At 63.5% G+C, this 22,386-nt stretch carries 22 protein-coding genes; 9 read left to right on the top strand and 13 right to left on the bottom strand.

Annotated elements, in window-relative coordinates; all coding sequences use genetic code 11:
* Positions 1–11: 11 nt before the first annotated feature.
* From GNX71_RS28800 to GNX71_RS28790, 3 genes are all read left to right on the top strand, one after another.
* Entirely contained in the window at positions 12–434 is a 423-nt protein-coding gene (locus tag GNX71_RS28800; protein WP_206175579.1) for a cupin domain-containing protein, read from the top strand.
* A 28-nt stretch (positions 435–462) separates the two neighbouring features.
* The gene (locus GNX71_RS28795) at positions 463–918 is read left to right on the top strand and encodes a carboxymuconolactone decarboxylase family protein (RefSeq protein ID WP_206175578.1); all 456 of its coding nucleotides are present in this window, start codon (positions 463–465) and stop codon (positions 916–918) included.
* Positions 919–1,041: 123 nt separating this feature from the next.
* On the top strand, positions 1,042–1,377 hold the full coding sequence (locus GNX71_RS28790) for a YnfA family protein (protein ID WP_206175577.1): 336 nt from the start codon (positions 1,042–1,044) through the stop codon (positions 1,375–1,377).
* Between the two features lie 318 nt (positions 1,378–1,695).
* Here the strand turns inward: GNX71_RS28790 and GNX71_RS28785 are convergent, their stop codons facing one another.
* On the bottom strand, positions 1,696–1,953 hold the full coding sequence (locus GNX71_RS28785; protein WP_206175576.1) for a helix-turn-helix transcriptional regulator: 258 nt from the start codon (positions 1,951–1,953) through the stop codon (positions 1,696–1,698).
* Positions 1,954–2,118: 165 nt separating this feature from the next.
* Here GNX71_RS28785 and GNX71_RS28780 point away from each other — a divergent pair, with 165 nt between their 5' ends.
* The 3 genes from GNX71_RS28780 to GNX71_RS28770 are packed head-to-tail and all read left to right on the top strand — an operon-like array spanning position 2,119 to position 3,635.
* Entirely contained in the window at positions 2,119–2,559 is a 441-nt protein-coding gene (locus GNX71_RS28780; protein ID WP_206175575.1) for a hypothetical protein, read from the top strand.
* Between the two features lie 30 nt (positions 2,560–2,589).
* Positions 2,590–3,423 (top strand): metallophosphoesterase, encoded by an 834-nt coding sequence (locus GNX71_RS28775; protein ID WP_206175574.1) that lies wholly within the window; start codon positions 2,590–2,592, stop codon positions 3,421–3,423.
* Positions 3,420–3,635: a hypothetical protein gene (locus GNX71_RS28770; RefSeq protein WP_206175573.1), complete on the top strand. Its 216-nt coding sequence runs from the start codon at positions 3,420–3,422 to the stop codon at positions 3,633–3,635. The genes GNX71_RS28775 and GNX71_RS28770 overlap by 4 nt, the downstream gene beginning before the upstream one ends.
* A 10-nt stretch (positions 3,636–3,645) precedes the next feature.
* Here the strand turns inward: GNX71_RS28770 and GNX71_RS28765 are convergent, their stop codons facing one another.
* From GNX71_RS28765 to GNX71_RS28720, 10 genes are all read right to left on the bottom strand, one after another.
* Complete coding sequence (locus GNX71_RS28765) at positions 3,646–4,200, bottom strand: hypothetical protein (RefSeq protein WP_206175572.1); 555 nt, start codon at positions 4,198–4,200, stop codon at positions 3,646–3,648.
* Positions 4,133–7,789, bottom strand: a complete 3,657-nt coding sequence (locus tag GNX71_RS28760) for an RHS repeat protein (RefSeq protein WP_206175571.1) — start codon at positions 7,787–7,789, stop codon at positions 4,133–4,135. Before GNX71_RS28760 ends, GNX71_RS28765 begins: the two co-directional genes overlap by 68 nt.
* Positions 7,790–8,282: 493 nt before the next feature.
* Positions 8,283–12,212, bottom strand: coding sequence for a tape measure protein (locus tag GNX71_RS28755; protein ID WP_206175570.1), 3,930 nt, complete (start codon positions 12,210–12,212; stop codon positions 8,283–8,285).
* Between the two features lie 47 nt (positions 12,213–12,259).
* Complete coding sequence (locus GNX71_RS28750; protein WP_206175569.1) at positions 12,260–13,003, bottom strand: hypothetical protein; 744 nt, start codon at positions 13,001–13,003, stop codon at positions 12,260–12,262.
* 2 nt (positions 13,004–13,005) lie between these two features.
* A complete protein-coding gene (locus GNX71_RS28745; RefSeq protein ID WP_206175568.1) occupies positions 13,006–13,728 on the bottom strand; it encodes a hypothetical protein in 723 nt (240 codons plus the stop codon).
* 25 nt (positions 13,729–13,753) lie between these two features.
* Complete coding sequence (locus tag GNX71_RS28740; protein ID WP_206175567.1) at positions 13,754–14,707, bottom strand: Mor transcription activator family protein; 954 nt, start codon at positions 14,705–14,707, stop codon at positions 13,754–13,756.
* Between the two features lie 545 nt (positions 14,708–15,252).
* Positions 15,253–15,726, bottom strand: coding sequence for a hypothetical protein (locus tag GNX71_RS28735; protein ID WP_206175566.1), 474 nt, complete (start codon positions 15,724–15,726; stop codon positions 15,253–15,255).
* Positions 15,727–15,919: 193 nt separating this feature from the next.
* A complete protein-coding gene (locus tag GNX71_RS28730) occupies positions 15,920–16,474 on the bottom strand; it encodes a hypothetical protein (RefSeq protein ID WP_206175565.1) in 555 nt (184 codons plus the stop codon).
* Between the two features lie 13 nt (positions 16,475–16,487).
* A complete protein-coding gene (locus tag GNX71_RS28725) occupies positions 16,488–16,664 on the bottom strand; it encodes a hypothetical protein (RefSeq protein WP_206175564.1) in 177 nt (58 codons plus the stop codon).
* An 11-nt stretch (positions 16,665–16,675) separates the two neighbouring features.
* A complete protein-coding gene (locus GNX71_RS28720; RefSeq protein ID WP_206175563.1) occupies positions 16,676–16,912 on the bottom strand; it encodes a hypothetical protein in 237 nt (78 codons plus the stop codon).
* A gap of 382 nt (positions 16,913–17,294) precedes the next feature.
* Between GNX71_RS28720 and GNX71_RS28715 the strand changes: the two genes are divergently transcribed.
* On the top strand, positions 17,295–17,816 hold the full coding sequence (locus GNX71_RS28715; protein ID WP_206175562.1) for a hypothetical protein: 522 nt from the start codon (positions 17,295–17,297) through the stop codon (positions 17,814–17,816).
* A gap of 23 nt (positions 17,817–17,839) precedes the next feature.
* Here the strand turns inward: GNX71_RS28715 and GNX71_RS28710 are convergent, their stop codons facing one another.
* Positions 17,840–18,241 (bottom strand): hypothetical protein, encoded by a 402-nt coding sequence (locus tag GNX71_RS28710; protein ID WP_206175561.1) that lies wholly within the window; start codon positions 18,239–18,241, stop codon positions 17,840–17,842.
* A gap of 576 nt (positions 18,242–18,817) precedes the next feature.
* Here GNX71_RS28710 and GNX71_RS28705 point away from each other — a divergent pair.
* Positions 18,818–19,393 (top strand): DUF3486 family protein, encoded by a 576-nt coding sequence (locus GNX71_RS28705; RefSeq protein WP_206175560.1) that lies wholly within the window; start codon positions 18,818–18,820, stop codon positions 19,391–19,393.
* A 360-nt stretch (positions 19,394–19,753) separates the two neighbouring features.
* Here the strand turns inward: GNX71_RS28705 and GNX71_RS28695 are convergent, their stop codons facing one another.
* The gene (locus GNX71_RS28695; RefSeq protein WP_206175558.1) at positions 19,754–20,695 is read right to left on the bottom strand and encodes a DUF6531 domain-containing protein; all 942 of its coding nucleotides are present in this window, start codon (positions 20,693–20,695) and stop codon (positions 19,754–19,756) included.
* A 728-nt stretch (positions 20,696–21,423) separates the two neighbouring features.
* Between GNX71_RS28695 and GNX71_RS28690 the strand changes: the two genes are divergently transcribed.
* Positions 21,424–22,359, top strand: coding sequence for a metallophosphoesterase (locus GNX71_RS28690; protein ID WP_206175557.1), 936 nt, complete (start codon positions 21,424–21,426; stop codon positions 22,357–22,359).
* Positions 22,360–22,386: the final 27 nt, after the last annotated feature.

Raw genomic sequence — 22,386 nt, 5'->3', positions numbered from 1 at the left:
GGAGATCACCCATGAAGAACACCTCATGGCTTGCCGCCGCTATTGCGGCCGGCGCCATCGGCGCTTTCGCGCCCACTGCAGCCACCGCGCATGCGGCGGCGGAACGCGTCACGCCCGTCCTCCAGCAGGCGATTCCCAACATCCCCGGCAAGTCGCTGGTCGCCGTGGTGGTCGACTACCCGCCGGGCGGCGCGTCGCCGGCCCACGAGCACGCGAAGTCTGCGTTCATCTATGGCTACGTCGTCTCGGGTGCCATCGAGTCCCAGGTGAACGATGGCCCGAGGCAAGTCCTTCGCGCAGGAGAAAGCTTCTACGAGCCGCCCGGCGCGAAACATCCCGTCAGCCGCAACGCGAGCAAGACCCGGCCCGCGAAGCTGCTCGCCGTGTTCGTGGTGGACACCGACGACACCGCGCTCACGACCCCCACGCAATGACCCAATCCCGATCTTCAGGAACACGACCATGAGCCAGCGCCTCGACTACAACCAGATCGCCCCGGCCGGCATCAAGGCCATCGGCACCGTGTACGGGTACGTCACGCAGAGCGGCCTCGCGCCCGTGCTGGTCGACCTGGTGTATTTGCGTGTCTCGCAGATCAACAACTGCGCGTACTGCCTGGACATGCATACGCGTGACCTGTTGAAGAAAGGGCAGGCCGTTGAAAAGCTCGCGCTGCTGCAGGCGTGGAGAGAGGCGGGTGCGCTCTTCGACGAGCGGGAGCGTGCTGCGCTGGCTTGGGCGGAATCGGTGACGCGGGTGGCGGAGACGGGTGTTCCCGATGGCGACTACGACGCGGCGCGTGCTGTCTTTGACGAGCGTGAGTTGGTGGATCTGACCATCGCGATCGGGTTGATGAATGTCTACAACCGGATGGCGATCAGTTTCCGCAATACGCCTCAGGCTGTCGTTGCCGGGTAGCGCCGCGTCGTTCGGACGCATCGGTCGGTCGATCGGGCAACGGACAAATCCCGACCGTCATGCCGAGCGGCCCCCCGCGCGGCCACGAAGGCCTTTGGTGCCGCTGGCAAGGACAATCGCCGGATGGAAGTGCTCAAGACCCTCTCCCTCTTCATCGTGACGGCGCTGGCGGAAATCGTCGGCTGCTATCTGCCCTATCTCTGGCTGAAGCAGGATCGATCGGCGTGGTTGCTCGTGCCTGCGGGGATTGCGCTGGCGCTCTTTGCCTGGCTGCTTTCGTTGCACCCGGCGGCGACTGGCCGTGTCTATGCCGCGTACGGCGGCGTCTACATCGGTGTGGCGATCCTGTGGCTCTGGTCGGTGGATGGCATCCGGCCGACGACCACCGATTGGGTTGGCGTGGCGGTGAGTCTCGCCGGCATGGCGATCATCATGTTCGGCCCGAGGCCGACTGCCTAGTCCGGCTGTGGATTAGGGCACTTCTTGGCGCTCATTCCGGCAAGCTTTGACGCCGTACTGTCAGAAAAACCGCCAAAAGGCTTGATAGGTTCCGGCAATTCCTGTCTTGGTTTCCAGATTTCCGGCATAGCCTGTCGTGCGTCGCTGACGCGACTAAGTCCTTGTCAGCCAAAGCGAAAAGCATCGCCAACGCTGCAAAAATTCCGGCAACTTGGCTCGCAGTTCGGCAGATCCAAGCCGAGTGCAGTTTCGAATCGCTAGTGAGCGGTCATGTGCCTCGGACTGAAATCGATGGACCGAACCGCCTCAGGACATCAACTAGGTACGAAGTTCCTTTTTGTATCGCTTCATCAGCGAGCGCATCAGCTCAGATGGCTCCACGGTGAGGCCTTCGCACAACGACACGAGACTGGTCAAGGATGGACTCGTGGTCGCCGTTTCCAGTTTGGCGACGAAGGTGCGATTAAGGCCAGCAGCAAATGCCAGCTCCTCCTGATTGAAGCCAAGCTCCGCTCGCCGAGATTTCAGCTCGGCTGCGAAAGCTCTTAACAGCGCAGGATCCTGAGTCGACCGCATGCAACGAATCTCGTTGCATGGTCGACTTTATGCACCCGCTTGTATGGTACAAATTGAAGCATCACTGTTTGAGATAGGCAATGCGATGCTCGATATTTGCGGCAGGGATGCAGAACTGTCATCGGATGCTCAGCGTTCCCGGCTTCGGCCGCACGGAGATCGCGTATGACGCTTACGCTCATGTTCGTGGCAGCTATAGCTGCAGTCCTGTTCTACTGGGCATGGGTTGTCGCGCCTAAAGGGGCCCAGGCTCGGCGGGAGGCGCTACTTCAGGCGAAGAGCAGATCCTCTGGCGCGACCTTCGTCCCGGTCGATCCCCGGCGCATGCTGGGCGGTTGGGACGGAACCTGCATCCTGTTCGACCCTGACGCACGCAAGGCCTGTATCGTCTTTCGCGGAAAGTCTGCCCGGACGGTCGACTTCGACTATTTCCGGAGCTGGCAGCTGAAGTGGACTGAATATCCCGCAAACCCGGTGTTTCGCTTTCAGCACGTGCACTTCCTCTTCGAGACCAGTGACTTCGATCGCCCGACGATCCGCGTCGCCGTGCCCTCCAAGTCCGATGGCGAGGCATGGAACGCCAAGCTCTCGATCCTGATGCCCTGAATGCGCTGCTGAAAAAAAGGGCCTACCGACGTGAAGCTGCTCATCCTTTCGGACCTGCACCTCGAGTTCGGGATCTTCAACGTCCCGAAGGTCGACTACGACGTTGTGATCCTTGCTGGGGACATCTTCGTCCCCGGTTCCAAGGCCATGCGCTGGGCCCGGCGGGCGGGGAACTTTGGGGAGACAGTCCCCATCGTGCTCGTGCCCGGTAACCATGAGTACTACCAGGGTGTTTTCCAGACCACGCTCAAGGAAATGGCGCTGACCGCGGCCGCGTGCAAGGTTCATCTTCTGGCGCCCGGCGAGGCCGTGATCGCCGGCGTCCGCTTTCTGGGTTGCACGCTGTGGACAGACTTCGAACTGCCAATCCAGACCAAGATAGGCTCGCTGGTAGACACCGAACGGGCCACGAAGGCAGCCAAGGTCCGTCTCAACGATTACTCATCGATTCGTTGGGCCGAGGCGCAGGAATCCTCCGACGCACCCGTGGTAGCAGCCAAGTCAAGAAAGCGCCGCCTGGTACCCGAGGACACACTGGCGCTCCACCAGAGTGACCGCGCCTGGCTGGCCCAGAAGCTGGCCGAGCCCTTCGATGGGCCAACGGTGGTTGTGACCCACCACGCCCCGCACCGAAACTCTCTCGCGCGGCACTATCAGTCCGACTGGCTGTCCGCATCCTTTGTGAGCGAGCTCCCAAGTTCCTTCTTCGAAGTGCCGTCACTCTGGGTGCATGGCCACATCCACGAGAGCTTTGACTATCAAGTTGGCAACTGCCGGGTGGTGTGCAATCCCCGCGGATACTTGCAGCATGGCCACGGCCTGGAGAACAAGCAGTTCAACCCCGATTTCGTAGTCGAGCTATGAGTGAGATCCAGCCGCCTATCCGCACGATCCAGCAAGGGCTGGCTGCCGCGACTGCGGTTTCGGGTGGGGACCTCGAGGCGGCCATCCTTTGGTACAGGAACGTGCCACTCGCGCCATTCAACTACAAGACAGCCGAGTTGCTGGTGGCCGAAGGCCGAGCCGCCGATGTACTCAATCTTCTGGAGTCCTTCCAGGCGGGGTTTGTTGGATGATGACGGACAATCAGGAAAGCGGAGGTTCGATGGAGCGTAAAAATTCAGCCATAGCCTCAGCACAGAGCCGAATGCACGATTGGTCAACCACAAAGGACCATCGTCCCTGCATTGCAGCGCCGCATGCATAAGTCAACGTACATGCCGGTTTGTCCACCGAGCAGATCAAGCCCTGAACCTGGCCGATAGCGAACGCGATTTGCTGATCGCCCTTTGCTGCCCCGAGCTCCAAAGTGAATGCACTCGGGTTGACTTGCCATTCGACAAGTCGCTCACGAAGTGATTTCAAAGAGGCCAGATTGATCAAGACCTGCGGCAGCTTGACCTGAAGATCAGGAATGGTGCCCTGGCTGCGGTCATCATGACCACGCGGCCAAAACTCCCTGCTGGTCTCGACTTCGCAAAGGAGCGTGCCGGGGTCTTTCGAGTACCCCACCAGCGCGCAGCTGATGCGGGCACGACCACTGGCGGACGGCATTGCCCACTGGAACCTTTCTTTATCGGCGTGGCGTTCCAATTGGATTGCCCTTGGGTCTTCTGGAATGCTCTTCTTTGCTGTTGACATTTCGTTCCCCTGTCTCGTGAGGCGTGCGGCCGCGCGCTTCGTGGCCTCCCATGTCGCGGCCAGGACCTTGATCAGGTATATCAGAGTCGGGATCCAAGTTCCCTGTCTCCAGTTCGTCCCGTAGTCTGCTTCTCCGACCGTCGACTGACTCAGGTGAGTATGGATCGCCAGGCAGGAAGGGCGATGGCTTGGAGAACATCCGATCACTGATTCCCTTGCACAGGTCCAGGATCAACCCGGGGATGGTGAAATCAAGGGGTGAGACCGGTCTGGGTTGAGGCCACGAAAGCGCCGGTGGCGGGATGGGAATCCCGTCTGGATCGTAAGAACCGGCTTGCGGGACTGGACTTGGCCCAACCGGAATCGGTACGCCACGCGGCCCACGTACGACCGTCTGCAGCCCTTTCGGATCGGTCCCGCCAAGCGGATTCCCATCAACATAGCTGAATCGGTTCCATCCGCCGACCAATCCGATAGGGTCACCCTGTCGATAGCGGCCAGTTCCAGGATCGTACGAACGGAAGTAGTTGTAGAACAGCCCCGACTCCTCATCCGCGTACTGTCCCGGATACCTCAGGGCAAACTTCACCGCGGCGATGTTCGTGGTGCCGGGGTTGGGTGTCGTCTCAAGATTGGCGAAGCGGTTCCGCGCCAGGGTCGGCTTGTCTTCTCCGAATGCGCTGTATCCCCACTGCCAGACCGCTTGTCCGCTCGCATTGGTGAGCTTTCTTGGCGTGTTCAGGTGATCGCTGTGTATCGCATAGATGCTGCCGTCGATCACCACCGCCACAGGCATCGGCCCGCTGATCGTCGGCAGATAGATGTACTGCGACAGGCCAGCGCTGTTGGCACCTCCACTGCCCGTTTCCGAGAGCAGCGCGCCACCTTCGTCATAGGCAAACGCGAAGCCCAGTTGCTCGGCCTGAACGGTCGATGGTGTCCATTCCTTCGCGAAGAAGGCGCTCAGCGCGGCACCCGTGGTCCCCTGCAAGGGGTAGACCGGTTCGGTCTTGAACAGCCGTTGGCCCAAGGCGTTGTGCGCGTATCGGACGGTGGGACTGCTATCTGTGGCGCCGGTGGTTGCCGTCTTCAGCCGTCCCTCGGGGTCATAGGCGAAGCTGCGCAGACCATCGTTCGTGAGGTCTCCGTTGGCGTTGTAGCCGTAGGTCACGCCGGTCGTGATGGTGCCCACGGTCTGGCTGAAGCCCGTGAGTCGGTTGCTTCCGCTGCCTACCGTGTATGTGCGACTGGTGGTTTGGCCACCGATCCCTCGCGTGCTGCTGCTGCGGTTGCCGTTCGCGTCGTATCCGAAGCCCGCCGTATCACCGGTCGCATTGAATCCGGTAATGCGCTCCACGGCGTCATAGCCCACGGTCCAGGTCACGTTGCCATTGGCGATCGTGCTGTTCGCGGGATTGGCGTCGCCGGGCTTGTAGAGGTTCTGGGTCAGGCTGGTGATCCGGCCTGCGGCGTCGTAGACGTAGCTGCCGAACTCGGTCGCGGTCAGTCGACCGGCAGTGTCGTAGGTCCGGCTTGCAGAGAGCGCCGGCGACACAAAAGCCCAGGTCCACGCCGTCGGCTGGCCGAGCACATTCCAGGAGATGCCTGTGAGCAGCGGCTGACCGTTCCAACTCAATCCCGCCAAACGCCCCGTGGCGTCATAGCTGTACAGCAGCAGACTGCCGTTGGGATAGCTGATGCTGCCGAGGGTGCCGTTCGCGTTGTGGCCGTACAGCACTTGCTGCACGCTGCCGTTCGCCAGGGTCTGCTGTTTGACCGCCACCCGCCCGAAGGCATCACGGGTGTAGGCGGTGGTACCGCTGCGATCGGTGAACGAGCTCAGGTAGCCCCTGCTTGCCGTCGTCGCATCGTAGCTCAGCGTGGTCGTACGGCCGTCCGCAAAGAGCAACTGGGTCGGGCGGCCGAGCGCATCGCGATTGATCGTGGTTGCCTGTCCCAGCGCATCGGTGATCTGCTTGGGCAGTCCGAGGCTGTCGTATTGCGCGCTTGCGGCGCCTGTGTCGGCGCTGGCCTCGGCGGTCGAATTGCCCAGCGCATCGCGCGCATAGCTCGTGGCGACCCCCTTGAAATCGGTAGCGCTGGTGACGGAATCCAGTGCGTTGTAGGCGAGCGCGGCGGTGGCGTTCGCGGCGTTGGTGATGGTCTTCACGCGCCGCAGGCCATCGAGTCCGTACTGCGTGGACTGGCTCAGGCCATTGGTCTCGGAACTCAGTTCGCCGTTGGCGTCGTAGCCGAAACTGTTCGTCTGGTTCGATCCTTCGGTCTTGGCCGCCAGGCGGTTGAGGTTGTTGATGGTCCGCACGGCGTTCCAGGCCACCGCGCCACCGTTGTTCTTGAGCTGCTCGCCGGTGCGATTGCCCATCGCGTCCAGCGTGTAGGTGCCGCTCTCGCCGCGGTTGTTGCTCCAGCCGGTCAGACGGTGCGCGGCGTCGTACGCGTAGCTCAGCACCAGGCCTGTGGGCAGCGTGAGGGTGTCGACAGTGCCCGTTGGCTTGTAGGTCAGCGTGGTGGTCTGCTGGCCGGCCAGCCCGGCGCCGACCGTCTTGGTGAGCAGTCGGTCCCGGTTGTCGTAGGTGTAGGTGGTAACAAGGCCGTTGGGCGCCGTGGTGCTCGTGACCCGGTTCGCGCTGTCATAGGCATAGAGGGTCACGTGTCCCAGCGCGTTGGTCACCGTGGTGAGGTTGCCCCGCGTGTCGTAGAGATAGCTGGTCACTGCTCCGTTCGGCTCGGTCTGCGTGTCGGCCAGGCGCTGTGCGTTGTAGGTCCACTGCCAGGTTCGCGTGGTGTTGGGCGAAGTGGCCGTGTCGGTCACGGCGCGGCTCAGTAGATTGCCATTCGCGTCGTAGGCGTAGGTGGTGATGCGGCCGGTCTCCGTGACCGTCGCGGGAAGCCTGAACGATGGATGCCACTGCGTCGTGACCGTCTGCGCTTCAGGAGTGCCGGACGCGCGAACCACAGTGGTCGGCAAGCGTCGCACCGAGTCCCAGGTGGTCGTGGTGACCACGCCCTTGAAATCGGTCTCAGAGGTCACGAAGCCGTTGGCGTCCTGGATACGCGATGCCGCGTCGGCGCCACCGCTGCCGGAAGGCAGGGAACCGCCGGTCACGGCCAATGCGCCCTTCGTGGTGCCGTAGCTGTAGTTGCGACTCGTGCCGAGCGGATCGATGACGGTCGCGGAGCTCGCGGAGGGATAACTCACCTGGTAGCGATTCACTGTTCCCGCAAGCTGCGTGTCGATGGCCCGGCCCTGGGCGTCGTAGCTGAAGGTCGCGAAGCGCGCGCCGGTTTCGTCCAGGATGCCCGTCAGGGCCTGCGGATACGTGGCGTTCTCGTAGACATATGTGCGGGTCTTGGTGTCGGGGTAGGTGACCACAGACAGCCGTCCCGCGGCGTCATAGGCGTAGGCGATGCTCCGCAGATCGGGAGTCGAAACGGATGCGAGCAGCCCGTTCGCGTTGTAGTTCAGTGTCAGCGTACGGCCGAACCCATTGGTGATGGTCGCCAACTGCCCGGCAGCGTTGTAGGTGTACGTGGTGACCCAACCGTTGCGCTGCGTGAGGGTCTGCAACTTGCCGTCCGCGGCGAATGCCAGCGTGGCGTCATGAAGCGCGATGCGATAAGTGCGCTCGAATCGGTGTGATAACTCAGCGTTGATCCGTTTGCATCGGCTGCAACGGAATTGCACAGAGAGTGAATACTATGCCCATGGGCGTATCCCGGCGCCCCTGCAACTGGTCATCTCAAACAGGCTTAGGCCACCCGGTGCAGGGCTCAGAGCCTTCTGGCTCTCCGTAGCGCAGCCCATGAGCGTTGAGCGCCCCTAGTATCGCCTGACCGCGTCTAGCCGCCTCGGCTGCAGTCCAGCCCGGAGGGCATCTGCCAGCGATGAGATCGAAAGCAAACCATCGCATGAGGCCCAAGGTGAACGTGGCGTTTGGGTGGCCCGGGTCGAGGCTCATGATGGCCCTTTCCAGCTGTTCGACGCCGCAGCCCGTGGCCCTCGCGAACATCTCGGCGCGGAACACTTCCAGCGTGGTGGGCTCTGTTGATCGCGTCATGGCTCAAAACTTCCCCGAGTTGATTCGACCGTCCTTGAGGATTTTGAAGAACTGCTCCGCGTTCCTCGCGCCTTCTTCATCGGTCCTCAGTGACAGCCTTGGTGACTGCTTGCCGTTGTCGAGCTTCAGATTGAGATTGACGGTGCGCTCCGACCGGGGAGGCTGGGCATCCTCGTCCTGGGGCGCCTGGAGCCCCGGTCCAGTGGCTTGGCCCCCCTGGCCTTCAAAGCGGTCGATAGCCTGCTGGAAGCGCTTTCCCGTGGCCTGCCAAGCGATGTCATCGCGCTGGCCTTCCAGCGAGATCGCGCCGGGCATGTGCCTGCGCACCTGGGCATTCTGGATCGAGTTCTGCCGCAGGGCCGCGACCACGGCGCGCAGATCGCCCACGTCCTGCGGGCTCAGCGTGCCGGCTGCGAGCTTGTCCCGCAGATCGAACATCAGCCGGTTGTCGGTGGCATTCTGGCCGGTGAGGCGCTGCTCGCGGTTGTCGCCGAAGCTTGACTTCACTTGCCGGCCGGAGTCGTCCTGGCCGCCTCCGCTGGAGCGGCCCTGGCCGTCGCCATAGAAGAACTTCTGCCGCTCGTTGCTCGGGCGCTGTTCGTCGCGCTGACCGCCTCCCGAGCCGCCGCTGGGCGAAGAGATGTTGCCGCCTCCCGCGCCCTGGTTTCCGCCGCTGTTGCTGTTGCTGCCGTTGCCCCGCGAGTTGAACGAGTTGACGCTGCCGCCGCGCTGGCCGTTGAGGTTGCGCAGCGCCGTGATTTCGTCCTCGATGCCCTTGATGACCTCGCTGGAGGCGTTCGCCTCGATCTGCTTGGCCTTGATCAGCTCCAGGCGAATCTCCAGCTCTTGCTTCTTCTGCGCGTAGAGCGCGTCCTGCGGGCTGAGCGCCGCGAGCTGTATTTCGAGGCCCGCTTTGTCGGCCGCCAGTTCGAGGTTCTTGATTTGCGTGGCAAGCTTGATCGCCTCGATCTGCTTGGTCTTGGCCTCGACCGTGTAGTAGGTCGCCTGGGCCTCATCGCCCAGCGCCTTGGCCTGACGGGCCATGGTCTCGTAGTGGGCCTGCTGCGACTTCACCAGCGCCTCATTCACCGTCAGGTGTGCGGCATCGGCGCGAGCCTTGCGGTCGGTCGCGGCCACGCTGTCGGCCACGGCATCGCGGTACAGGTTCTCGAACTTCGCGGCGTCGCCGGTGGCCTTGTTCAGTGCCTCCTTTGTGGCCGTGAGGTTCTGCTGCGCCTGGTCGTAAAACTCCTGCGTGATCTTGCCGGTTTCGAGCTTGTCTTTCAGCTCATCGAGCGCAGCCGTCTGCGCGATCACCCGCTGTTCGAGCGCCTCGGCCACCACGCGCGAATTTTCCATCGCCTGCCGGTAGGCATCGACCTGAAGGGAGTTGTCGGCGTAGGCCTCGGAGGCGGCCTGCGCCGCGAGCGCTTGCCGGCTCATCTCCAGCGTGCTGGTGCGCGAGGCTTCCACCTCGGACAGCTGCACCTTCAGCACGTTGTTGAGCTGGTCGAGCTGGCTCTGCTTGGCCGTGGAGAGCTGGCCGGCCGCGTCACGCTGGCCGTTGATCGCTGCGATGGCGGCCTGCGTGCTGGCCAGCTCTCGCTCACGCGCCATCTGCAATGCGGCCGAGGCCGCAGCGGTCGCCGTTGCTGCCGCCGCATTGGCGTCGAGCGCCTTGCTCGCATCGCCCGTGAGCTGCGCGGTGAGCACGTTGGCTTTGCCTTCGTCCTGCTTGGCCTTGAGCAGCTTCTCGGTGGCGGTCGTGGCCGCTTCGGTGGCCGTCGCGTTCTCGGCCAGCCTGACCATCTGCTGCACGTAGGCCACGCCGGCACCCGTGGCGGCGGCACCGGATTTCTCCTGCGCTGCGGCGTTCGCCAGGATGGCGCTGGCCGTCCTGGCGTGCGCCTGGGCGTTCTGGCCCAGCGCGGCGCTCTGCTTGTCGGAGCCGTTGATGGCATCGTCCAGCGCCTTATGCAAGCCAGTCATGCGGGTGGCCGACTTGTCGACCTCCTTGCGGAATTCCTCCTGTGCCTCCTTGCCTCTGCCTCTGAGGCTTTCGTAGAAGCCGTACACGGCCCGCCCTGCGAGGTTTACCACCTCGACAAAGGCCTGCACCGGCACCACGATGACGCCCACGACCACGAGCAGTGCCTTGAGCGCCACCGTCATCACCTTCACGCCACCCGCATCCCCGATGGCCGTGGAGGTCTGGTTGAGCACGTTGAGCAGGCGGCCCCAGTTGCCCGTGAGCGTGTCGGTGGAGCCCTGCATCTCCTGCAGGCCCTTGGTGAGCGCCGGGAAGAAATCTTCCGTGGCCAGCTTGCCGCTCTCCACCAGCTTGATCAGCTGCTGATCCGTGATGCCCAGGCCCTTGGCCGAGAGGCTCAGCGCGCCCGGCAGCGACTCGCCCAGCTGCTGCCGCAGTTCCTCCATCGACACCACGCCCTTGGAGGCCATCTGGCCGAGCGCATCGAGCACCAACGTGACGCGCTCGCTGGAGAGGCCCAGCGTGGACCCGGCACGCGTGACGGCCGCGAATAGGTCGTTGGTGACTTGCAGCGGAATGTTCGCGCTACGGGTCGCCGCGCTGAAGCGCACGAACGAATCCGCGATGCCCGACATTGCGATGCCCGAACGGTTGGCCGCGCCGCGCAGCACGTCGATCTGCGATGCCGCCGTCTGCACGCTGCCATACACCGCAGTGAGGCCGCGCCGCATGCCTTCCATCTGCACATTGGAGGCGATGAATTCCCGGCCGAGGTCCTTGATCTTGCCGACGATGGACGTGATGCCGTCCGCCAGCAGCGAGCCGGCCGCAAACTGGCCCATGGTGTTCTTGAAGGCACCGGCTGCGCGATCTGCGAGCGTCATCTGGCCCGTGGCGGCGCGCAACTCGCGCTCCAGCTCGCGCACCTGGGCAGTGCCTGCCGTGAAGGCCCGCTGCACCTCCTGGCCGCTGACGCCGGCCGTGTTGCGCACGGTGTCCATCGCGCCGCGCACGCGCTCGATCTCCTGGCGCAGCTGGTCGGCCGACCGCACGCCCAGTTCGCCGTAGGCATTCCGCAGGGCCTCGGCCGAGGCCTTGGCCGCCGCTGTGGCCGCATTGGCGGCCTGCCGGGCGCGTTCCTGCGCTGCGGCCTGCGCAGCGGCCTGGGCCTCGCTGGCCTGCTGCATGGAACGTTGGATCGACACGAAGGCCTTGCCTTCGCTGACAGCACGCTCGATGGCCTCGGCGAGCCCGCGCTCGGCCTCGGCCAGCTTGTCGGTGTCGATGCCCAGGGTGCGTGCCTCGGTGCTGGCTGCGCTCAGCGCAGCGGCCTGTGCATCGACCTGGGCGCGCGTGCGCACGAGCGCTTCGCCCGCTTCGGTGTACGAGGCCGCCAGTGCCCGCTCGGCCTGGACCGCCTGGCTGGATAGTTGGCTGACCTGGCGCAGCGCTTCTTCCTGCTCGCGCAGGTAGCTGCGACCCTCGCGCACGCTGACCTGCAACTGCGCGTTGGCTTCGCGGTAGGCATCGGTGCTGCGCGACGCGCCGGTGTACTCCGCGCGCAGGGCGACGAGCGCCTGCCGCTGTTCGTCCAGGTCGCGGCTGGCGCCATCCACCGCTTCCTTGGCCTGCACCTCGGCCACGGCCAGGCGCGAGACGGCAGAGGCCGCATCCGGCAGCGTCTGGCTGAGCTGCTCGACCGCATGCTGTGCCTGGGCGAGTTCGACACTCAGCGCGTCGGATTCGTTCTTCAGCGCACGGACGTTGTTGATCGCTGCGCCTTGCGCGCCCAGGGCGTCCAATGCCGCGGCTGCGGCCTTGGCGTCTTCCTGCACCTTGCCGCCGAGCGCGGTCCCGAGTCCGTCGATTTCGTTGCGCAGATCGCGCACGTCCTCGCGCCCGGTTGCGCTCGCTCGGACTTTGACGTCAATGATGTTGTCCATGGTTTTCTACTCCCGGGCCGATGCCAATGTGAAAGCCGATGCTCGGCTCAGTGCGCGCTCTGCCGGCGAGACTGAGCGCCGGACAGATCGACCGACAGGCGCTTGTCGCCCTCCAGCTCTGGCCAACTGATGTGCCGCAAATACCAGCTGCCCGGTGTCGGGTTGTTCGCGTGTTCGGGCGGATAGAACGCCGCCGTTTTCTTGCCGGCCTTGTCGGTGTCGATCAGCTCGGCCAGGCGCGAATCCACCTCGGCCTCCGTCGCGAGCAGCCTGCCGTCTTCGGTGGCTTGCAGGGCATGCACCCATCCGAATGACGGCTGGTCGTGCTGCGGGACGCCCAGCGCCATCGGGGCTTCACGCGCAGTGCGGCTATAGCCTGCGGCGGTGCGCTGAATGTCGGCCATGCTCAGGTCATAGGGCTTGCCGTCATCACCGGTCAGGCGGCCCACACGCAGCAGCTCCAACGGCTTGCGCAAGGGAACCATCGCCGGCGCCGCCGCTGCCTCTTTGAAGCTCGTGACACGCGAGCCGCCCGAATCGACAACGGCGTGGATCGCCTCGGCGTAGCTGACGCTGTGCGCGCCTTGGTGCTCCAGCGCCATCGCGTGGAGCTTCGCATCGCCGAGCTGCTCGCTGTACGACACAGGGCGTGCAGACGATGCGGCGGGTTGATTGGCCTTGGCGTCTTCGACCACGGCATCCAATGCCTCCATGTAGCTCACGCCGTGCTTGAGCGCATAGGCGCGGGCCAGCTTGTGCAGCTCCTGGTCGTTGGGAAATTCGGCGGCCATGATCACGAGCCCTCGCCGATCTGGATGCCGTCCGCGCGGAGGCGCTTGGTCACCGCGTCACGCCATGCGAGGTACGCGCCACGGCCATCCGATTCCGCATCGAAGAAAACCTGCGGCGTCACGAACATGCCTCGCTTCTTGTTGCTCTCCAGGCTGTTGAAGCAAGGCAGGTACACGCGCCCGTAACCCTGCGGGAGAAGCACATGCGCGGTTGAATCGCCGGCGTCCTTCAGCAAGCTCGCGATTGCGTTGATGTTGCGGTAGCTCTCGGCCACGATCTCCGCCGCCGCGATGTAGGCCGCTCCCACAACTTCGGCCTCTGCATACAGCAGATCGCGCAATCGCATGCGATGCTGTTCGCGCAGCTTCGTCTCGGCACCTCGCATTTCTTCGATCTTTCGCTCCAGGCCGGCAATGGTCTGCTCGGCCTGCTCGATCTTCGGATGCAGCTTCTTCGTTTCAGCCTTGCGGGCGGCGAGCTGCTCATCGAGTGCGGCGAGGTCGACCTGCGTGCCCTGGCCGAGCGCGACGGCTGCGAGCTTGTCCTGGCGCTCGCGCTCCAGCGCGGCAACATCGGGCAGCGCGGCGCGGCTGCGCGTGATGATGGTTTGCTGTTGCGCGATCGCGCTCTGCAAGCTGCCGATCTGGCGCTGCGTGTCGGCGACGGCCGCCTGGTTGTTGAGCACAGCCTGGTGCTGCGGGCTGAGTTGCTTTTGTGTCGTCATGGTCTTTCGTCTTTCGGGTTGGTGGTCAATGGGCGGTTTGCTCTTCGTCTTCGCGCGCTTCGCGGGTGCTGGCACGCGCTCTCGCTCGAACGACCATGCCGAGCGCGCAGGTCTCCGACACGCCGAATTGCCCGGCGAGCTGGTCGAGGTTTGAGCCGTCATAGAGGGCGAGTGCTTCGGCGTCGGCCTTGGCTTGGCTTGCAGCGAAGCCGCGCGGGAAGTTCACGCTGGTGCCGCCCCAGACGTCCGCGAGGTAGTCGCCAAGCAGTGCTGCCGTCTCCTCGGCGATCTCTTGCGGCACGCCTTGCGTCAGCAGCTCTTGGCGAAAGGTCTCCATGGCGGCCAGATTCGTATCAGTCCGTCCGCCTGGCTGTTCCGTCGCTCCGCGCATGCGCCTGCTGGCCATAAGACCAGCGTCCTGCCAATCGGCGCGCGCACGTCGCGACAGGTTGTTGAGAATGGGCGCTCCGCTCCATTCGCTTTGCAGATAGCTCATGAGCAGCGCCGCGTGCTGTGATGCTGTGCTTTCATCGAACCCGGCGCTTCGCAGCATTGCTGCTGCGTGGATGCGGAACTCGGTTGCAGGATCGAGTGTCCTGTTCGGCGCGCGGGTATCGCCCGACGCTGCTGGTGCAGGAGATCGCGCCCTCTCTGCGCGGCGAGCTACGGTGACCTTGCGAATGAGGCGACGTGTGGCCGCTTCGCTCAAGCCGAACTCGGAGGCGAGCGCCTGATAGTTCCCGCCGTCGAACCTCGCGAACAGCCGTTCGTCGCGCTCACGCTTGCGGCGCGCATCGTCCCTCGGAAGGTAGAACATCTGGCCGTCGAACAGCTCAGCGAACGCCTCCACGATGGCAAGCGCAAGCGCCTCCAGGCGTGGAAGCTGATGCGGCTGCAATGCGCTGCGCGCGCACGTCATCAGGCCGTCGATGAGGCGCAGTCGCCCTTCTTTGAGGGCGCCTCTTTGGGGTGGTGGCAATTCTTTACTCCGGTGCATGAAAGCAGCGATTGCACGCGGTCGTCGCAGCGCTGGATATAGACCGCGGTGCATAGAGTGACCATGGATGCGCGGGAGACAGTCGCGGCCGGACTGACCGCTTGCAGCACGTCACCACTTACCTCTATCCGGGGCAGCAGCTGGCGGTTGGTCCCTTGTCCTCTAGTCTCCGGGCCGCCCGAGTCGGGCACTTCGCGATCCATCCGGGTCGCTTTTTTTTGCGTGTGCCATTCGCATCGCACGCGCACCGCGCAGCTGGCGGCCCGGCGCGATCTCCCCAGTCTCAAACCCCACGCCACTACGTCACAGCCACCGAAGCGCGCCGAGCGCGCGGCCTGGTGCATCGGATGGCGGGCCAGACGCGTTTACAGCGATTTACGGGGCCGCATCAGGGTCGAGGACAGCCCGATGGGGCGGGAAACGGTTCACGGGCCTTGTAGGCGCTTTAAATCGGTCGGGCTTCCGCATCAGCTCGCGCAACGAAAAAGGCCGGCGAGATGCCGGCCTTTGAATGGATGCTGCGAAGCTCAGAGAAGCGCCACAAGCAGCGCGCGCAGCTGGTCGTGCAGCACATCATCGTTGATGGCCTTGAACGCGCCGCCTTCGGGCGTGACATCGACCGGCTTGGCCTGGTCCTTGTATTTGCGGGTGAGCACCGCCTTACGCGTGTCGTTGTCAGCCTCGATCTGGATGTACCCGCGCAGGGTGTACTCATGATCTTTCTTGCCGATCTCGAAGCGGTATTGTGGGTTGCCCTGGCCGCCGTCAATGTCGGGGTCGCCGCGTCGGCGGTCGATGTAGCTTTGGATTCCCTTGCTTTCGAGGAAGCTCTGGAACTCCATGAAGGTCGGCGTTACGACCGACTTCAGATGCTCCTCGTACTTGCGGTGGAAGTCCGCCAGCTCCTGCTGCGCCCGCTGTGCTTGGTCTTCCTCGCGGCGCTTGCGCTGCTGTGCATCGGAGAACAGTTCCTCCAATGCTTTCTTCTGTTGCTCGTTCATGTTCGTCCTCGGGTTTATGGTGGGCCACCCGCGCCCGGAACAAGGCCGCTCGCTGGTGCCCGGCAACGATAGCACCCGAGGGCATTCACGGCCCGTTGCAGAGCCACTAAAAAGGCCCCGAGGTATGCCCGGGGCCTGGAATGGAAAACGGCCCCTGGTGGGGCCGTCTGTCCGTGCTGCGCAGGGTCTGGTGCTAGCTCACCACAGACACCGTGAGGCGCTCGCGCTTGCGCGTCCGCTTCGCTGCGGGTGCCGCTGCGGCCGGGGCTGCTGCCTTCACGTAGGTGCGCGTCAACTCGCCATCCTGCACGCTCATCGCCATCGTGACACCGTGACGCTCCAGCGCACTGTCGAAGGCCTGGGCGACGGCTGCGAAGGCGCGATCCTGCGCGCACAGGTCCAGCAGCTGATCGCTCAGCGCCAGCATGCGCTCGGAGGCGATGCCATCGCCACTCACCGCGAGAATCAGCTCCACGAGACTGGCAGGCGAGAGGCCGCCCGCTTCGGGCGTGCTGATGAATGCAGCGGGCAGCGCGTCATCGCGTTCCTGGTCGAATCGCGATTCGGCCGCGTGCATCAGCGAGGTCACCGTGGTTTCCTGTGCGCCGAGAAAATCGGAGAGGTCCGCCGCGTCGAAGTTCGCCCTGGTGCCCTCAGGCACGCTGAGCAGATCGCCCACGAGACGCAACTGCCCGCGCACGCTTTCGAGCTGGTTGAACTCGGCTTCCGTGATGGTGTAGGTGTTCATTGCGCGCGCTCCCTTAGTGGACCCACGCCGAGCGGGCGGCGATGGGATGAAACGATGCCCAGTCTTGCCATGCATTGGCAACAGCCTCACGGCGGCTGACTTGGTAGAAGCGTTCTAGGCGGCGAGCGCGGCGACGCACCCAGTTGACCGGCGATTGCGCGGCCTCGATGTTGCGGAGGTTGTTTGCCATGGTGCCGCCCCTCATTTCAGAAGGTAGTGGGTGTAGGCGTGATACGCGGCATCGTTGAGCCCGATGCATTCGCGATGCGCGAGCACCGTGCGCGTGAAGCCGTCCAGCGTCTTGGTCAGCTCGGCCAACTCGTCTTCGTCGGCGTAGCGAACGAGGACGCGGCACAGCTGGCGGCAATAGGCCTTACGGCGTTCAAGGGTGGGAGAGGGCGCGCGTGGTTGATCCACGGCGGGGGACTGAGCAGCCATGATGGCCTCCTAGCGGTTTCGTTCAATTTGCCCCTTGTTCAGAGAGGCGGCCGGGTACTTGAACACCGCCGCTAGACGGCCCGCAGCTTTCCCCCCTTTCGAGGGTCTTGTATCGCTGCACGCTACCCGGCCTATACAAAAGCATAGGCGCAAAAAAACCGCAGACTGTCGGGCGCGGTTCGGGCCGCTAGCGGAAGGTGTGTTCAGCACCTGGGCGAAGTGTACCCCGAAAACTCTCGGCGTTGGCAAAAAACGATAATTGGTTATACATTTGTGGCAAAGACCGCCGCTTACTGACGCTCCAGAAAAATCCCAACGTCGCGACAAAACGATAATTCCGTATCTCATTAGGAATCGGAATTCGCTTTTCTAGCCCCCTCGAATGCGCATACACGTCACTCTCCAAAAGCCCACCACCGTCTCGGTGGATGACGAATTGATGGCCCTTTTGGGCGCTGCGCTGGTGCAGGCGTATCCGTCGCTGCATGCCAACGCAAAAGAGCATCTGCATCGAGCGAGGCGTTTCGTTCAGGCCTTCGCAAAAGATCACCGTGATTCGTCGCCAGACGGCTTCAGTCGTTCGGTGCAACGCGCTATCTATCGGCGGATGGTTGCGCCTCAAATCTTGGCCATCTTCGAGACGCGGGACAGCGAGGAAACGAAGGCCCGAGCGAAGGCAGCCGATGAGGCCTTCATGTCGAGCCTCCCCCGGCTCAGCCCTGAGGAACTCGCTGAGCGCGAAAGGCAAAAAGCGTTCGATGCAAAGCGTCGGGAAGTGAAGAAGACTCGCAAGGCATTGGAGGCGGTCACGCAACCGGATGCAAAGCCATCGCACGAGCAGATGCTCCGTGCGGCAGAAGCCTTGCTTACAAAGCCCGTTGGTAGCTCTCTGCGCCGCGCCTAGGGCCGGTATAGGGGAAGCTTGCCTCATGCAGGGCGACCACCCCGCGCAACGTGCCTCGCTGCCCGCTTGCTCTGAGCAACCGGCCAAAGCTTGAGCACCTCGAAGACCCGATAGAGCATCTTCCTCGCCTCCAGCAGTTCGAGCGTCTCGCCGTCTTTCGTGCGCTTGTCGCCCGTGGCCTGGAGCGCATCGAATCTCTCGGCCGCTGAGAGCCATTGCGGAGCGAGCTGCTCGGCGAGTTTGGGCTGCTCGCGCAGCATGAACGGCAGCACGTTGGTGAACACCACGAACAGGCCGTTTGCCCAGTCATCGAGCCTGTCCATTTCCTCCCGCAGCGGAGCCACGGCCCGCGCCGTTTGGATGGCGATCTGCGTGTGCAGCCAGGCGGTGGCTTCAGGGGAGAGGGTCGAAGGAATCGTGTTCACGGGCAGCACCTTGATGCGTTGTTGTTGATGGCCTCAATTCTTTCGATGGCAAGGCATGCGCACCAGTCCCAGCGGCGGATTTTGTTTGGAGGCCGACCACGGGCGCGCAGCCCGAGCATTCCAACGGCGCGGCGCGATTGGAGCGAGCCTTTTGGCTGTGCGAGCGCGCTACGCGCGTGAGGCGCAACTCGCCGTGCCTCAAAGGCTTTTCATGCACCGCCGTCCATAGCCGGCCCCGCCGTTTTTCGCGAGAGTGCGCTGTATTCCACTCAAGGCACGGCATGAAGACATCCGATTTCACTGGCGAGCGCGCTGACCGAACAGCGCGTTGCACGTCGCGAATGCGGCGCTCCACTGTCGGCGCTGGAGACCTGTTATCAGCGGCACAGATCGCCGCGATATGGCCTGCTCCCGAGGCATTGAGAGCATGGAAGCGCCACGCCCACATCGGCCGGTCCACCACGTACGAAATTGACGGGGAGCGCCTGTACCTCCGAGGCAAAGTGACTGCCTTTTTCGTCGCGCGAAAAGATGCGCGAGAGGCTTGTCGTGTCTTCGCACGAGGAGGCCCGCGCCATGGGACGTAGAAGCTCGATCCACCGCTTGCCTGCGGAGATCAAGGACTACATCGAGGCAGTGCTCGCGACCGGTGCGCTAACCCTCAAAGAGATCATCGATGACCTTCGGGCGCGCTTCCCCGTTGATGCCGCTGAAGGCAACCTGCCGAGCCGTTCCGCGCTACAACGCTATGGCAGCAAGATCAGCCGTCGCATCGCGACCATCAAGGCGAGCACTGAGGCTGCCCGCTTGATCAGCGAACAGGCCGGCGACAGCCAGGACGCTCGCAGCGAGGCTTTAACCGCCCTGGTGCAGAGCCAACTGTTCGACGCAATCCTGTCGCTGCAAGAAGCCACCGAGCCCGGCGTGGATCAGGCCAAGCGAATCGAGATGCTCGGTACAACGGCCAAGAACATCGCCTCGCTCACTCGCAGCAGCGTCAACCTGAAGAAGTTCCAAGCCCAGGTCGAGGCAGACACGCGCCGCAAGCTGCGTGAGGAACAGGGCATCAAGCTGGCCGAGTTCGGTGCAAAGCGGGTGATCAGCGAGGACACCATCGCCGCGATCCGCAAAGCTGTGCTCGGCATCGTCTAGAGCGGTCGGGCGCAAATCTAAACCGGCCGCCCCTGGCTGCCGACCCTGAACTGAAGCGCATCATGCGCATGGAGAACCTGATGGGAAGATCCTCAAAGATCGACTGCCTTCCTGAGGCTCAACGGCATTTGGCGCGGGAGACCCTGCGAACGCTCCGATTCCAAACCCTGGACCACGTGCAGGCGTTGCTCGCCGGGGAGGGCGTCCAAGTTTCGCGCTCAGCGCTGCACCGCTACCGGCTAAAACTCGCCGCCCAGGATGCGGTCCTTCTCGACACTCCTCCCGGGTTGGTCGTCATGCTCTTGGAGCCCGCCAGCGGCCTGCATGCGATGCTTACAACGGCCGCCGACATGGCGACCGTTACGCATGCAATCGAGCAGCTCGGGCCCGCTCTGCGACCGTTGCAACAGGCGTAACTTGGTTACAAGACTCCATCCCACCGGGTCGCCCTATAACCCCGAGAAACCCATTTATCGCGCCGTTTGGGGTTTGTTTATCTGAACTCCCTTCAGCGTCATCGTCGGCCCGGCGGTACGACCAGGTGCCATTGCCCGCCTGCACCAGCGTGTCGGCACTGTTCGTGGTCGTCCAGTTCGTGGCGCCTGAAGCCTTGGTGAATGCTCGCAGCGTGCCTTCTGCGTTGTTGATCGCGACCGCCGTTGGAGTGACGGCGGGGGTGGCCCTCAGAGCTGTCGCGTGGTTGTGTGCCCAGGCCTTGCTCAGCGAGCCAGCCGGGCGAGCTGCATCGGCGCCCCACGTGCTGCGATACGTGCGCTGGAACGAAAGCGGCGAAGGTCCGCCGTCGACGAAGTCGATTTCCGACCGGTACTTCTCCGCGGTGGCTGGAAGGATCGGCGCGCCAAAGATCGCACCGTCGTCTCGACGACACGACTGCTCGGGCGCTGCGCACTTGCCGGTGATGGGATCGACGAGGGAAGGATCGCAAGCCGGCGCCGGCTCCTCAAGCGGGCCGTACACCAAGGTGTCGACCACTTCTACGGGAAGCCAGATGTTGAACTGCCGCTTCTCGATGTTTCCTCGGCAGATCCGTTCGCCCAATCCCATGTCGGGTCCGGTGTACGCATTGCTGTACCGATGAGGAAGGGGGCTGGTGGCCGTGTAGCCGGCCATGCGCCGTTGCAGTTCGCCGATGACGCAGGCGTCTTCAGGCGTGGGAAAGTGGGTCTGACTGGTGTCGTAGCGCGAATCCAGCCAGTAACTGGCGGCATTCGCGTGCGTTCCAAAAAGCAGGGCTAAGAAGCCCAGGAGGATCCACAGCCACTTGGCAATGCTCGATTTCATCGACCCGCTCCTCGCTATTGTTTGAACGAGGCGAAGCGCGGCCGATCCTGCGCCAGAAAGCTGCGCGGATTAGTCATGCATCGCCCTCAAGGCATGCAGGTCGTGCGTTGATGCTGCGTGATGTGTCGCTTGTGCTGCTGGCGGCCATGCAACTGACACTCCCTCCTCGTGCATCCCTGCCCTCCCGGCAGCACCTTCTTCGGTCTTGAGCCATCGAAGGTGGGCGCAAGATACGCGAGCGCTGTCCGATCTACAAATGCAGAACTAAATTCACATCGTGTTTCATCAGGGCTTTGGAATGGTTAAGTTGTCTCGCCTGTTCATTGAATTCTTTTAGCCGCTTCGATGGCTCTTCCAGTTGCTCCGGCGCACAAGAAGCGATCGCTGCCACCCGTCGGCGTATGCAGGATGCCTTGGCCGGACGGATGCCCAGCACTTCCAAGAAGCCAATGGTTGTGTGCTTCTCGATTGCCCGATGTAGTAGCCATCGCTATGATGAGCCCGACGAAAGCGCTTTCTCAAGACTTGCTCAAAACGCCATGTTGAATTTCTCAGCCGCAACCTTCCAACGCGTCGCATGCGACGCGGGTTCGGCTGCGCGCATGACCATCTGCTCGCGTGTTTCGACCCGGACTTCGACTGGGATAGCAGCGGCTATACCGCCTCTCTCATATTCGTTTTCCCAGTCTTAAGGAGCTGACAGATTCCGCTCCCTCCAGGAGCCCAGAATGGTCAGCCCGAAGCAGTTTTCCTCTCTCCCGCCACCAGGCGCCAACGCCAAGCTCCTGTTCTTCGGCGACCCTCATGGCGACTTCGAGCCCGTCATCGCGGCGGTCGAACGCTTCCGGCCCGAGGCCATCGTGCTGCTCGGCGACATCCAGGCGCGCAGGCCTTTGCACGTTGAACTGGGGGCGATCCTGGATCTCACCGAAGTCTGGTTCATCCACGGAAACCACGACACCGACTCCAGCCTTGATTACGACAATCTGTGGGGATCGGAGTTGGCGGAGCGCAACCTGCACGGGCGCATCGTCGAGATCGCCGGCTACAAGGTTGCAGGCCTGGGCGGCATCTTTCGCAGCAAGATCTGGGATCCGCGGCAGCCGGTCGTGCATGCACCCTTCATCTCGGCCGGCATGCTGCGCCGGTCCATGCGCCACGAGGAACGGTGGAGAGGCGGCATTGCCCTCCGGCATCGCTCCAGCATCTTCCCGGCTGACTACCTGCAATTGTTCCAGAGCCAGCCAGCCGACATCCTGGTAACGCACGAGGCACCAGTAGCGCATCCGCACGGCTGGCAAGCGATCGACGAGCTCGCCAAGACGCTCGGCGTCCAGTTGGTGGTCCATGGCCACCATCACCAAAGCGTTGACTATCTGGCCGAGGGCCTGATGACCGCCGCGGCACCGTTCCGCGCCTTCGGGGTCGACATGGGCTCCCACCTGGCGTGGCCACCTGGCCACCAGGATGGGACCGAGTCGGAAGGTCCCCCACAAGAGTTGCTGGATCTCGCCGCTCAGGTGTTCGGCTCGGCGGCCGAGGCTTGGCTGAACAAGCCGCACAAGCTCCTCGACGGCCAAACGCCTGCAGCGTTCGCGGCCGGGGACGGCCCGGACAAGGTTCGATCAATGCTCGTTGCCATCCAGTACGGCGGTGTCGTATGAAGGCCTATGAAAATGGACCGGGAGGTC

Source organism: Variovorax sp. RKNM96, assembly GCF_017161115.1.
Taxonomy (GTDB): domain Bacteria; phylum Pseudomonadota; class Gammaproteobacteria; order Burkholderiales; family Burkholderiaceae_C; genus Variovorax.
This window is presented reverse-complemented; position numbering and strand designations above follow the sequence as displayed.